The organism is Microbacterium sp. dk485 (assembly GCF_004570445.1).
In the GTDB taxonomy this organism is placed as follows: Bacteria; Actinomycetota; Actinomycetes; order Actinomycetales; family Microbacteriaceae; genus Microbacterium; species Microbacterium wangchenii.
In genome coordinates this window covers 353,789-367,034 of the sequence record NZ_SPQW01000002.1, presented here as the reverse complement: position 1 = coordinate 367,034, position 13,246 = coordinate 353,789, and the positions used below count along the sequence as shown (strand labels likewise).

Genomic DNA, 13,246 nt, shown 5'->3' with positions numbered 1-13,246 from the left:
GAGCGCACGTTCTAGCATTCGGCTATGGAGGCGGTCGAGGAGCCGAACGGCGTGCTGATCTGCGGCAACTGCGGCACCAAGAACCCGCTGACCGCACAGTTCTGCTCCCACTGCGACTCGTACCTCGGATGGGATCGGGGCCAGGCGACCCTCGACGGCGCACCCCTCGCCGGGGCCGCTCCGCTGGTGGTGGAGGAAGCGCCGATGGCCGGGGCCCGCGTGGACGCGCCCGCCGACGCCGACAGCGCGATCACTGCTCCGCAGGACGCGGCCGCGCCCTCTCCGGCTCCTCCCCCGCCGCCGCCCGGACCAGCCCCGCCGACCGTGCCGCCCCCCACCGCCGGCACCGGCGATGCGCGCGCCCCGACCGAGGAGGCGGCACCGACGGCCCCCACGCAACGGGTACCCGACCCGCCGGCGCCCCCGAAGGCGCTCCCACCCGAAATCGCGACACCGACGATCGCGATCGAGATCACGCCGGGATCGACGACGACCGCGGCCCTCGAGATACGGAATCCTTCACCGATCGTCGACGGCTACGTCCTCACCCCGCTGAACGCGCCGCCGTGGCTGCTGGTCACCCAGGAGGACGCCCATCTCATGCCGGGGGAAGGCCGCATCATCACCGTGACGTTCGGCACGAGACCGGGCGGGATGATCATCGCGCAGCGACTGCAGGTGACGCTGGTCCTCCGCTCGGAGGCGAGTCCCGAGGCCCGCACCGAGGTCGAGGTAGCGATCACCGTCCCTCCGCAAGGGCCCCCTGCCTCGATGGAGGTGACCCCGACGCTGCTGCGGCTCGTCGACATCGCCCTGGGATCGTTCCAGATCCGCCTCGACAACCGCCTCGCGAACTACCCGCAGCGCTTCGCCCTGCATGGCCGCGACCCCGAGAAGGTGGTGCAGTTCTCCTTCTCGCCCGCGGTGGTCGAGGTAGGACCCGGCCAGCTTGTGGAGGCGGAGGGCATGTTCACTGTCCCGGCCATCGACGCGGGCACGGAAATCAGCCGGCAGCTCACCATCAGCGCCGCCAACGACGCCGCCGAACTCACCGCGCTCGTGACGCTCCTGCAGCGGACCTCTCCCGCGCCGGAATTCGTCCCGGTGGAGGTCGAGCTCGCGCCGAGCCATCTCACGGCGGTCGACACCGACACGGTGGACTTCGACGTCCGCATCGACAACCGCAACGGCAAGGCGCCCGCGTCCCTCGAGCTGCACGGCCAGGACCCGGAGGACCGTGCGCGGTTCGCGTTCACCCCGGCGCGTGTCACCGTGCCCGAAGGCACGGAGACCGTCGTGAGGGCGAGGATCCGCTCCTCTCTGCCGGAGGAGGGCGAGACCGTTGACCGACCCTTCTCGGTGATCGCATCGCACGGCCCGCACGACGTCGAAGCCACCGGCACGCTGGAGCTGACATCGACGCCCTCTCCGCTTCGGACCGCCGAGCTGCGCATGGAGCCGGCCGTCCTCAATGTCGGCGGCTCCCAGCACGGCGTCTTCCGGCTGCTCGTCGACAACCGACGTGGCGTCCGCCCGCTCGCCGTCGCCTGGTCGGGGCAGTCCTCCGACGGTACGGTGAACTTCCGGTTCCTCCCGCCGAGCACGACCGTCATGCCGCAATCGACCGGAACGGTCCGCGTCGAGGTGGAAAGCCCCGGTCCCCCGCCGTCGCAGTCGAAGGTCTCCCAATTGCGGATCACCGCCGCCGACGGGCAGGGGATGATCGAGACGTCGGCGACCCTCGTGCAGTCCGCCAACGACCGGCGACCGCTCGCCAAGCTCCTCTTCGTCATCATCGGCGCGCTGCTCATGGTGATCGGCGCGTTCATGCCCTGGGTGGATGGCGACGACTACGCCCAGCTCGCTGACATCATCGTGAACCGCAACGTGTCCGAGGTCGAGACCGCGGTCGCGGTGGCCGCCCACCTCGCGATCGTGCTGCTGGTCGTCGCGATCCTCTTCGGCTTGTCCGGCAAGTCAGGCAGCCTCATGCGCCGCTCCGCGGTGGTCGCCTTCCTGACCTCCGCTGGCTTCGCCGTGTACGCGTTCGTGGTGGATGACTTCGTGGTGCTCCTGGTCGGGCTTTTCGTCGTGTGGGTGGGCGCCGTGCTGGTGTACATCGGCGGGATCTTCGCCCGCCCGCGCCGCTGACTCCGCTGACGGGAGGGACGCTGTCGCGCGGGTGACGACGAGGACACAATGGGGGTTGTGGAGGCCAGGCTTCACGAGGGGTTCGAGGCAGCGCGGGCTGGGTCCGCGTCGCCGCCCGGACCGGTGCGCACTCCACCCGGCGGCAAGGTCGATGTGATCCGGCCCCGACTGCTGCGCCGCCTGGAGGCCCCGCGGGTTCTGTTGATCGCCGGCCGCGGTGCGGGGAAGACCACGCTGCTGCGTCAGCTCACCGAGACGCACGCCGACCACGACCGCATCACCGTCCTGGCTCTCGGTCCCGCGCACCGCCGTCCGGCCGTCCTCGAGGACGCGCTCGGGGCCGTCCTGGCCGGACGACCGGACACCATCGCGCTGGACAACGCCGAGCACGTCGTCGCGGGACCGGCCGCCGCCGTCCTCACGCGGCTGCTCGCCGCGCCCGAAGGGTTCCCCCGGATCGTGGTGGCGAGCGGCATCGCACCGGACTTCGCGCTCGCGCGCGCCGAGTTCACCGCGGTCTCCCTCGTGGAGGAGTGCGAGCTCGTGCTGCGCCTGGACGAACTCATGGCGCTCATCCGGCACCAGCTCGGTGTGCGCGTCGCACCCGACACAGCCGCGGGGATCCTTGATGCGACCGGTGGATGGCCGGCAACCGTGCGGCGGCTCCTGCTGCACGTTCAGTGCCAGGGTCCGGCGCGCACCGACGGCGACCTCCTGGACGCACTCGCCGATCCCGGCTGGCGCGAACCGCTGTCCTCCGGAGCCGGGGGTGCCGGCCAGGCGTGGCGGCTGCCGAATCCCCCGCCTCGAGCGGACCCCGGCGCCGCCCCGGCGCTGCTCCCGCCGCGGGTGTTCCGCGCGGTCCAGCCACTCGCGGGCGGCGACGTCGTCGGCGCCACCCGCCTGCTCGATGCCCTCGTCCGATGCCCCGCCGATTCATGGGACGCGTGGGCGGCGCGGCTCGCGCTGCTCATCATCCGCGCTCCCCTGCTCGGGACCACTGCCACCGCCGACGCGCTGTTCCGGCTCGAGCGCGACGCCGCAGCGCGGGGCCTGACACGGTTGGCGCGGCTGGTGCGCGGAACCCTCGGCGCAGCCGCCGCGCTGCCCTCCGCCGACGCCGCCCTCCGGGACACCATCGCCGCCTGCGCGGCGGACGGCGACGCCGTCGGAGAGGCGATCCTGGAGGCTCTGGCCCTGCTGTGGCAGCTGCGGTCCGGCGTGGTGCCGCGCGAACGGGACGCGGTGCTCGATCTCGCGACGCGGTTCGACGCGCTCGGCTGCCCGGACGTCGCGGGATGGATCACCGCCGCGCTCGTCCTGGCGGGGATCGAGGGCGCCCACCTCGCGCCGCCCGAGCTCGATGGGAGGCGGATCGCGGCGTTCCAGGATCAGATGAGCCGCGGCGCACGAGATCTCCTCGCCGTGGCCGAGAGCGAGGACGGCGATCGCTCCGGCCGGCTGCGCGCGTCCGCGCTGCGCATCGGCGTCCCTCGCCTCCCCGCCGCCCTGCGCCCTATCGAGCGCGCACCACGACCGCGCGGCGCCGAGTCCGTGCTCCATTCGGCCGACGCGCCGGTCGTGCTGACGTGCTTCGGCTCGTTCCGCCTGCGCATCGGGGGAAGGGATGTCGATGTCTCCAGCGTCCGCCCGCAGGCGCGCACTTTGCTGCGACTGCTCGCCCTGAGCGCCGGCGGGCCGGTGCACCGCGAGTGGATCGCCGAGATCATCTGGCCCGACCTGCCGTTGGACTCGGCGGTGCACGCCCTGCACGTGAGCGTGTCGAGCCTGCGACGCGCGTTGAACGCCTACGGGCATGGGACGGGCGGAAGGCTCGTCGAGCGGCGCGGCAATGCGTACGCGCTGCGACTGGACCGCTTCGACCACTGCGATCTTGTGTCCTTCGATTCCCGTCTGACCGCCGCCACCGACGCCCGCGCCCGCGGGGACATCGACACGGCGGTGCGGCAGCTGGATGGTGCGGTGGAACTGTACCTCGGCGACGTGCTGCCCGAGGACGGCCCGGCGGACTGGGTCGTCGGCACGCGGGAGCGGTATCGCGCCCGCGCCGCCGAGGCGGCCGCGGCCCTCGCGCTGCTGGAGCTGCGCCGTGCCGACACCTCCGCGGCGCTGCACGCGGCGGAGCGTGCGGTGGAGATCGACCCGTGGACGGACGCCGCGTGGCGCGCGCTCACGACCGTGCACCGATCCGCCGACGACCTCATCGCCCTCGCGCGCACCGAGGAGCGGTACCGCCGCATGCTCCACTCGCTCGGCGTGCGCTGAGCGCCCTGTCGTCAGCCGGAGACGGGCACCAGCTCGACCTCGAGATCGAAGAGCAGGTGGGCCGGCACCGACGCGGCAGCCGCACGGGCCAGGCGGGCGCGGTCCGCTTCCTCGAGCGGCACCGTGCTGGCCACCACGATCCGCACCCGCTGCTCTGGCGCGGCAGGATCCGGCACCGTTCCTATCCACACCCCGCCCCCGTCGGTGACGGTCACCTCGGCGGCCGGTCCGGCCGCGAGGGACACGGCATGCCGGATACCGGTGGCGGTGCCCCGAAGCCGGTGCAGCGTCGCAGCCTCGGCGATGAAGCGCCGCCGCTGCTCCAGCGGCCAGTTCTGGTCGAGCTCGACGTCGACCCATCCCGCCAGCCATTCCAGGAAGTCCGCCGGGGCGGAGAAGGGGTCGATATACGCCGGCAGGCTGTCCAGCACCGCGTACACCGGCGCCACCGTCGCGTCGAAGGCCGGCAGGAAGCGCTGCAGGAAGTCGTCGTCCTGCAGGATCCCGGGCAGCCGGTCGAGAAGGGGCGCCGGTGTGCCGAGGCCGGGGATGACACCGCGCATGTCACACCCCGGCGGTCACGCGGACCCGGTGTTCATACGAGAACGGGACCGACTCGGCGCCCCATTCCAGCCGCTGCGTCGGCTCGCCACGGGTCCCCTTGTCCGCATCAGCGGGGAACAGCAGCACCTCGTCGACGAGTTCGGTTCCGGTCAGGTTGTGCAGCACCGCGTGGAGTTCGCCGGCCGACAGCGGCCGACCGAAGGGCCAGCCCGTGCCGTCGGCGCCGCCGGTGAGCGGATCGAGATAGCGGTACAGCGCCTGCAGCGCTGCCGTCCGCAGGCTCGCGACGGCCACCCGAGGACGGGCGGCGAGACTCGCCACGACCGTCACTCCGCGGTAGTCCGGTGTGCGGAGCAGGACTCGGGCACCGGCGGAGCGGCGTGGCTCCAGCTCGTCGCGGATCTGGGTCAGCAGCTCGGCCGACGGCTGCAGATCGGCCAGCTCCCGCCGGCCGTCCTCGCCGATGGCCACCCGAGGGACCACGAGCACGCGCACCTCGCCGGAGGCGCCGCTCTCGGACGCGGGGATGCAGTGCACCCGCGCGACGCCCGGCGTCGACCGTCGCACGAGCTGCTCGTAGTCCTCCGGAGTCACGGCGCGGTCGCGGGTGCGCAGGATCAACGGCCCGCGGACCTTCGCCTCCTCGACGGTCTCGCCGTCGGCTCCCCCCGTCGCAGCAGCGCGGTTCTCGCAGCGGCCCACGAACGGGATGCCGCTGCGGACGACCACGAGGGATCCGGCCGAGAGGTTCCCGACGAGGCCGCCGCCGATGCGATAGCGCCGCACCACCAGCGGCGCGCCCTTGGGCGGGACGGCCCCGAAGGCCCGCAGGCTGCCGTCGGGCTCGCGGACGGCGGGCGGGAAGCGCACGGTTCCGCTGCTGCGATCGACGGTGATGCGCCGCTCGCCGGCATCGAGCCCGGCGAATGTGTCGGTCTCACGCCAGGACTCCCACCCCGCGCCGACGCCCACCTCGACGATGAACTCCGTGCCGTCCGCGACGACCGGGTGAGCCGCCAGCGGGAACTGCTGACCGGGCACCCCCTCGGACAGTCCGAGGACCTCGTCGGCCACGGTGGTGGCGTGCACGGCGGGGGCGACCGCGCCCACCGCGTCTGCCGACGCAGACCGCACCACGGGTGATGCGCTGTACGTCGGCGCTCCCGAATCGGCCTCGATCAGGCGGCACCGCAGCCATCCGGCCCGCACTCCGCCCAGCGTCGCCGCCGCATGGCTGCGCGGCACCACGAGGAGCACCTCGCCGGCCTGGTTCAAGCCACCGGTGCCGTCCGAGACCACGTCGCACGCTGTCCAGTCCGAGCCCGTGTATGCCTCCCAGCGCAGCGGGGGCGCGAGCGGGTCGACGCCGACGCCGCGCACGGCGCAGTCGAGGGTCAGCCGCACCGCCATCGCCCCGGCCGCGTCGTTCAGCCCGAACAGCAGCCCGTCGCCGACGGCGGGATTCGGAGAGAATGCGTCCAGCCGGCCGTCGCCCAACCGCGACGCCGACCGCACCGCGGGCTCCGCGTCAGCCGGCTGCGAGCCGATATGGGTGAGGCGGCGGGGCCGGACGCTGGTCGCGTCGGTCGTCGTGAACACGACTGCCGGCCGGTCCTGCGTCCGTCGCGTGGCCGCCCCGGTACCACCGGGGATCGTGACGTCGTGCGGTCGCGGCGCGGTGAGCCAGAAGACGATGTCGGTCGTGGCCGCGGCGGGAGGATGCGGCGACACTCCCAGCAGGTTCAGGAACTCGACGTACAGGCGGTCCGGCACCCGGTTGAGGCGGTAGAGGAGCTCATCGACCATCTGTGCGAAGGCCTCGAGCAGCGTCACTCCGGGATCGGACACGTTGTGGTCGGTCCACTCCGGGCAGGAGACGGCGATGAAGCGCTTGGCATCGTCCACGAGGTCCTGGAAGCGGCGATCATCCAGACGCGGTGCGGGAAGGGTCATGACGCCGTCCTTTCATGCTGGGGGATGACATAGAACGGGAACACGAGGTTGCGTGGGTCGTTCGTACCGCGGATCTCATAACGGACGTCGATGAGCAGTACCCCCTCGGTGCTGCGCTCAAGCGAGACCGCCACGCCGACGACGTCGATGCGCGGCTCCCAGAACCCCAGCGCGTCGCGGACGGCGTTGCCGATGGCGCCGGCCGTCGTCGCATCCGCGGGGGCGAACACATACTCGTGCACAGCGCAGCCGAACTCGGGTCGCATGGGCCGCTCCCCGGGGGCGGTCGCCAGGATCAGACGGATGCTCTCCTCGATCTTCCGATCGCCCTCTGACAGGGCGATGCGCCCGGTCGGGTCGGTGCGTACGGGGAACGACCAGCCCCGCCCGACGAACTCCTGCGCCATGACCGCTCCCGCCATCAATTGATCAGGACGGTCGCGCCGCGCACGGTGGTCACGCCGTCGGAGGTCACCGTGGTGGCACCGGAGCCGGCGAGCGTCAGCTGCGCGCCGGTGATGTCGGCGGACGCCGTCGCCGCAACCTCCAGGGTGGCACCCTTCACAGACAGCGCACCGGTGGCCTCGATCGCCACCGACGCCCCACGGATGGACACGGCGCCGGACGAGGTCGAGACCGCGACATCCTGTTTCGCGGTGATGGTGATGGGGCCTTCCGCGAGCAGCGCGATGCCCCGCTCGGCGGTCTGGGTCAGCGTCAGCTTCTGCGTGCCGTCGGATGTGGACAGCTCGACGCGCTCGTCGCCGGGCGCTTCCACGAACTCCAGGCGCATGCCCGTCCGCGAGGTGAACGACCGCCGCTCGATGCGGCCGCCCGACGCCACGTGCGTGTTCCACCCGCCGTGGGGCAGGTCGTGGCCGTTGTACAGGTTGCCGAGCACCATCGGACGGTCGAAGCGACCCGAGTCGAAGGCGACGAGCACCTCGTCCCCCACCTCCGGCAGCAGCGCCCATCCTCTTCCGTCACCGGCGCCCGGCTGCACCGTCCGGGCCCATCCGCTCACGTAGTCGTCGGATCGGGTGGGGAACGAGAGCCGGACCCGCCCGCGCTGCTCCGGGTCGGCGGTGTCGGTCACCACGGCCTGCAGCACTCCGGGCAGGGGCGCATCGGCGGGCGCGGGCGATGCGGACACCAATCCGAACAGCGAGCGGTCGGAGGCGTTGCTGACGACGACCGTGGTGGTGTAGCCGAGCCGGGAATCGAAGTCGTGCACAGACTCGGTCGCCGTGTAGCGCCCGTCGAACGGCGCGCCGAACCCGGTCAGCGCGATCGCGGTGCCGCATCGGATGACCGGGTTCCCGAGGATGTGCGCCTCGACCTCGGCGAACCCGCCCGCGATGCGGTCGGCGAGGGCAGCCGCCAGCAGGTCCTGGTCTGCGGGGGTGCCGCTTCCGTTTCCGCTGAGGTACGGCGAGCCGCCGAAGCCGTCGGCAAGCCGCGCCGGGTCGGCGTCGGGCAGTTCCGCGCTCCGCGTGCGGGCTGCCGCGGTGGACACGACGGCTGCCTTGGACTCGGCATCCCACCCGCGGACGTGCACTTCGGGCACCTGCTCCGCGCTGGTCACCGTGGCGCGCAGGTAGAGGGTGTTGACGCCGTACTGCAGCACGACCGGGTCGTCGCGGGCGCCCTCGGCGCCGTCGGGGGCGTCGCCCGCGTCCGGGGGTGGACCGAAGTCGAGCTTCCCCTCCCTGACGTCGAACACGCAGCCTGCTGCATCCGCCAGCCGCCGCAGGAAGACCCAGTCGCTCACGCCGTCCTGCGCGACATGTTCCAGCACGGCGGTCGGCGCCGAGATCGTCCCGGGCGACAGGCCCGCGCGGCGGACGACGATCGCAACGATGTCGGCCACGGTGGTGTCGAGATAGGCGGCGACGTGGCGGTTGCGCAGCAACCGGTGCGACCGATCCGCACCGCGGACGCGGGTGCGCAGGGATCCGCCGATGTCCTCGCGTTCGAGGGCCGTGACCTCGGCGGTCAGCAGCGGCTCCGGCGGTTGAGGACCGTTCGCCGAGGCGATCAGCCGCACGACCGAACCGATGCGCAGCGACGCCTTCTGCAGCAGGGTGCCGTCGCTGTCGACGAAGTCGAGCTCGAATGCGTCCGGGAGACCCGAGGCGTCGGTGATGCGCCCCCGCTCCAGGAGCCCCGCGAGCTCGGCAGGGAGCGGCGTTCCGTCGACCTCGACGGTCAGCAGGCTCGTGTAGGCCTCAGTGTGCACGGAGCACCTCGCGCAGGGTTCTGCCGCGCGTCGCCGCGCGGGCCATCTCGGTCGCCGACGGCAGGAGCAGGACGGTGCCGGGGCGCAGCCGAAGCGGATCGTCGATGCCGTTGGCCTCGGCGACCTCTCGCCACAGCTCGGCGTTGCCGTACTCACGGTAGGCCAGGAGCGGCAGCGAATCACCCTCGCGCACGACATGTGAGCGGCGGGGGGCGATCCCGCCGGACGTCGGGTTCTGCTTGCGCTTGGGGTTGGCGAACTCCTCGAGCGCGACCGTGCAGACAGCGCGGAGGGGCCGACCGTCCGGGGAGAACAGCGTGTACCGGGCCGAGACCGACGTCACGTAGCCGACGAAGCCGCTGAGCGTCCCCCACATGAAGCGCACCCACGGGGCGGAGGGCTTGCCACCGGTCTTGGATCGCGCCGTGGGCAGGCACGTCTCGAACAGACGCTCCACGCTCTTCACCACGAACTCGTCCTGCGCTTTGCTGGCGTCCAGGTACATCTCGACCGTCAGCTTCTGCGCATCCGGCCCCAGGTACGTCACCGGGCCGGCTGAGCCCGAGTTGTTCTGATTCTTCTTCTCCCACTTCGCCGTCTTGGCCATCGTGAGCTCGCGGGGGTTGAACTGGAAGTCGATGGCGAACTTGAACGGCCCGAGCTTGCCCGGCTCGGGGCCCGGTTCGTGCACGTCGATCCGCGCGTGCTCGAGCTTGGAGGTGTCGGAGGACGTCGAAGTCAGCGGCATGGCCTGCTCCTAGTACTTCGAATTCGTGTCGGTGAAGCCGTGATGCGCGATCTCCAGCGTCTCGGTGACGACCTTGGGCTGATCGGGGGCGAACGAGGGTCCCGTCCACCGGACGGGCACGACGTCAACGAGGGACCAGGCGGCGATGGCGTCGCCGGACGCCGTCATCGCGCGGATGGTGCCGGCGCTGCGCGTGAAGCCGGTCGTGACGCTCAGCAGCCACTGCAGTACCTTCTCGGACTCGGGTCCGAGCGGCCGGCTCAGCTTGACGTTGGGGTACTTCAGGCGGGTCGGGAACTGCCAGACGAAGCTGTTGTTGCCGCCCTCTTCCCGCGACTCCAGCACCACCTCGACGCCCAGGCCCTCGCACCCGGTGAAGGCGCCGAGCTCGGTGTCGTCCAGTTCCACGACGTAGCGGACGCTGACCGCCGTCTCCACATCGAGGGCCATCTCGTCACACTCCGTCGATTCGGACGCCGCGGCGCTCGCGGTCGGTCAGCAGTTCAGCCCGCAACCGACGCACCATCGCGGGGTACAGCGCAGCGGCGAGCGCGTCGACCTCCTCCGGACGCGTCGGCACGGCCGCCGGCGCGGCCGGTGCGGGCACCGCGCCCGCCATGACGGACGCTGCGGGTCCGGGGTTCGGAGCCGGGGCGGCCTCCGGGGTGGGCGCCGACGCGGCATCGGCCTCACCCTCGCGAAGTTGCTGCACGCTCGGGTGCCACCCGGCTCCCGAGAACGCCTCGCTGGTGGACGGGACCCGGGGATCGCCGACGCGAGCGGAGCGGGTCGCGAGCCGCTGCACGAGCGCCGTCGCGTGGGTCGGAGCGTCCACGGGGATCGGGTCCGGCGGCTGCGGCGCGGTGGCGGGGCGCGCGGGCACCAGGGCGGCGCGCTGAATGTGGAGCGCGGCGGCCCCCGGGGCTTCGGGCGGCTGCTCCGGAGGGAGGGGCGCGACGAGAACCGGGGGGCGGAATCCCACAGCGGCGGACCCCGGCGCAGTGCTCTCGGGCCCGCGCGTCGAGAGCTGCACCGCTGGTCGAACGACTGCCGGTGCCCGAACCCGGGGCGCTGGCCCCACCGCCGGCGCGCCCGACCGGGGCAGCGATTCGGTCCGGACGGTGCGCTGCAGGACCGAAGGGGTCGGCGACGCCTGCAGCAAAGGCTGCACGTCCGCCTGGCTCGTCACCGGCGTGACATCGACCTCGATCGCTTCGGCCGGTGCCGCGCTGCCCGCGGCGGAGACCTCCGCCGCCCCCTCCCACCGACTCGCGGGCGTCGCCTCCGCCACGGCAGGGGAACCCGATCGCGATGCGTCGCCGTCCGCGTGCCGGCTTGCGACCGGCGCGGCCGGAAGGGGTTCGGCGGGGAGGCCGACGGAATCGGCGGTGGACGCGCGCGGATCCCGTGTTACCGGCACGTCCGCGGAGCGGCCGACGACAGTGCGCCGCTGGATGAGCAGAGGCTCCAGGGCGTCTGCGGTGGGCGGGATCCTGGCCACCACACGCGGCTCGGGTCCGCGGGACGCACCCGAGCGGGATACGGCGGGAAGATCGTGGCGGGAGACGGCCCTCGGCGGGATGGACCCCGCAGGCGGGAGCAGCTCTGCATCGCGGGTCGTCGGCGACGGGCGTGACGCGGTACCGCCATCGGCTGCGGCACGGCCATCAGCTGCGGCATCGTCCTCAGCATCGACCTCGACGCCCGCGTCGCCATCGGCATCGACCGCGAGCCGGCGGGACACGACAGGGGCGACGCGCCCAGCCCTCCCCGCCGACGCGCGAGGCTGCTGCCCCGGGGAGGAATCGGTGGCGGGCACCTGCGTCACCGTCGTCTCTTGCGGAGGGGAGGACGGCTCCGCGCTGCCCTCCCCGGCGTCGGAGACGGCGTCGAGACCGGGCTCGGAGGACGCGGCCTCGCGCTGGGCGAGGGCAGGCACCGGTTTCCGAGCGGGCCCGCTCGTGTCCCCCGCGGTGCGGCGGAGAGCGAGATCCGAGAAACCGGAGGAAGCGGCTGGGCTCCCGGCGACAGGGTCCAGGTCGATGGTGCCCCCCGGCGCATCGCCGGTGCCGTGCACCGCCGTGCCGCCCAGAAAGGACGGATCGGTCCTGAGCGGCAGCGACGGCAGGAAGTCGGCGGCGAGCACGCCGGGCGAGCCATCCGCGATCGTGGTCTGCACCGGCGGGAAGAACGCCCATCCGGCCGGCTCCGGCGGGGCTCCGGCGGGAACGGCAGGCGCGGCCGTGCGCGCCGTGCGCTGCCACGGCCAGCGCACGGCTCAGTCCCCCTCGCTCATATGCCGGTTGATCTTCGCGATCTCGGCGACGTAACGCTGCCGCTGGGGGTGCTCGAGGTCGAGGATGTCGTTCAAGGACCAGTGGAAGTGGTAGGCGACGTACGCGACCTCCTCGTGGATACGGCCGGCCGCGTACGTCATGATTCCCCCAGGCGCCCACCCGCGAGGTCGGCGGTGAACCGGTGATCGCACTCCGGGCAGGTGATGGCGATGCGCGTCGTGCCTTCCGCGTTGATCTGCCGGTAGAAGGCCTGCAGGAACGCGACATCCGACGCGAACATGTTCTCCACGACCGTGCCGTCGATGGTGGCGAGGGCGCCGAGGGAGGTGATGACGCGGCCCAGCAGCACGACCGTCGTGTACGCAGGATTCTCCTGCACGCGGGCGTCGTAGAGCGGAAGCAGCTCGTCACGTGCGGTCGCGAGCCGCATGACGCCGGAGCGATGCACCCGGCCCGCCGAGTCGAGGTACCCGCGGGGCAGCTCGAACGGGAACTCGGTGCGCATGGCCGTGTCATCCGGGGCCGCCGGAGCTGTCGAGGGTGCCGTGGCGAGGACGCGCTGCATCACGCCACGCTCGATTCGTCGTAGCAGACGGTGAACTTCTCCGTCGCCTGCTCGGTCGCGCCGGCCTTGAGGCTGTTCAGCTCGACGCTCTGCACCCAGCAGTTGACGAAGTTGTAGGTCTTGATGGTCTCGCCCTTGTAGTCCAGCAACGCCACCGATGCGGTCTTGCGGGCGCCGGCGACATCCCCCTCCATCACGACCTTCAGCCAGTCGGTCACTGTCTTGGAGTCGGTGAGGCCCCGCGTGACGGTGAACTGCCCGGCCTTGGGACGCCCGATGAGCTGGCGGACGATGTACTTGCCGTCCTTGGTCTGCTGCTTCAGCTCGATCTTGTCGACCTCGGTCTTCAGACCAGAGACCTCGACGACCTTGGGGATCTCGATGCCGTCGATGGTCACGGTGAACGCATTGGCGGGCGATGAGTCGAACGGATCCATTGCCAT

At 72.2% G+C, this 13,246-nt stretch carries 12 protein-coding genes; 2 read left to right on the top strand and 10 right to left on the bottom strand.

Features of this window, described 5'->3' with window-relative positions; genetic code table 11:
- The first annotated feature begins 24 nt into the window (after positions 1-24).
- On the top strand, positions 25-2,151 hold the full coding sequence (locus E4V99_RS12365) for a zinc ribbon domain-containing protein (RefSeq protein ID WP_135117444.1): 2,127 nt from the start codon (positions 25-27) through the stop codon (positions 2,149-2,151).
- 123 nt (positions 2,152-2,274) lie between these two features.
- Positions 2,275-4,437 (top strand): bacterial transcriptional activator domain-containing protein, encoded by a 2,163-nt coding sequence (locus E4V99_RS12360; RefSeq protein WP_135117443.1) that lies wholly within the window; start codon positions 2,275-2,277, stop codon positions 4,435-4,437.
- A gap of 11 nt (positions 4,438-4,448) precedes the next feature.
- Here the strand turns inward: E4V99_RS12360 and E4V99_RS12355 are convergent, their stop codons facing one another.
- From E4V99_RS12355 to E4V99_RS12310, 10 genes are read right to left on the bottom strand one after another with little or no spacing between them, the layout of a single operon-like run.
- The gene (locus tag E4V99_RS12355; RefSeq protein WP_135067445.1) at positions 4,449-5,000 is read right to left on the bottom strand and encodes a phage tail protein; all 552 of its coding nucleotides are present in this window, start codon (positions 4,998-5,000) and stop codon (positions 4,449-4,451) included.
- Position 5,001: 1 nt separating this feature from the next.
- A complete protein-coding gene (locus tag E4V99_RS12350) occupies positions 5,002-6,954 on the bottom strand; it encodes a putative baseplate assembly protein (protein WP_135117442.1) in 1,953 nt (650 codons plus the stop codon).
- Positions 6,951-7,361 (bottom strand): GPW/gp25 family protein, encoded by a 411-nt coding sequence (locus E4V99_RS12345; RefSeq protein WP_135117441.1) that lies wholly within the window; start codon positions 7,359-7,361, stop codon positions 6,951-6,953. Before E4V99_RS12345 ends, E4V99_RS12350 begins: the two co-directional genes overlap by 4 nt.
- Positions 7,362-7,375: 14 nt before the next feature.
- A complete protein-coding gene (locus E4V99_RS12340; protein ID WP_135117440.1) occupies positions 7,376-9,193 on the bottom strand; it encodes a VgrG-related protein in 1,818 nt (605 codons plus the stop codon).
- A complete protein-coding gene (locus E4V99_RS12335; RefSeq protein ID WP_135117439.1) occupies positions 9,183-9,941 on the bottom strand; it encodes a LysM peptidoglycan-binding domain-containing protein in 759 nt (252 codons plus the stop codon). Before E4V99_RS12335 ends, E4V99_RS12340 begins: the two co-directional genes overlap by 11 nt.
- Positions 9,942-9,950: 9 nt before the next feature.
- A complete protein-coding gene (locus tag E4V99_RS12330) occupies positions 9,951-10,391 on the bottom strand; it encodes a phage tail protein (protein WP_135117438.1) in 441 nt (146 codons plus the stop codon).
- A 4-nt stretch (positions 10,392-10,395) separates the two neighbouring features.
- Positions 10,396-12,216 (bottom strand): hypothetical protein, encoded by a 1,821-nt coding sequence (locus E4V99_RS12325; RefSeq protein ID WP_135117437.1) that lies wholly within the window; start codon positions 12,214-12,216, stop codon positions 10,396-10,398.
- 3 nt (positions 12,217-12,219) lie between these two features.
- Entirely contained in the window at positions 12,220-12,378 is a 159-nt protein-coding gene (locus E4V99_RS12320) for a DUF6760 family protein (protein WP_135117436.1), read from the bottom strand.
- Entirely contained in the window at positions 12,375-12,743 is a 369-nt protein-coding gene (locus E4V99_RS12315) for a hypothetical protein (RefSeq protein WP_245233177.1), read from the bottom strand. The genes E4V99_RS12320 and E4V99_RS12315 overlap by 4 nt, the downstream gene beginning before the upstream one ends.
- 59 nt (positions 12,744-12,802) lie before the next feature.
- Entirely contained in the window at positions 12,803-13,246 is a 444-nt protein-coding gene (locus E4V99_RS12310; RefSeq protein ID WP_135067461.1) for a phage tail protein, read from the bottom strand.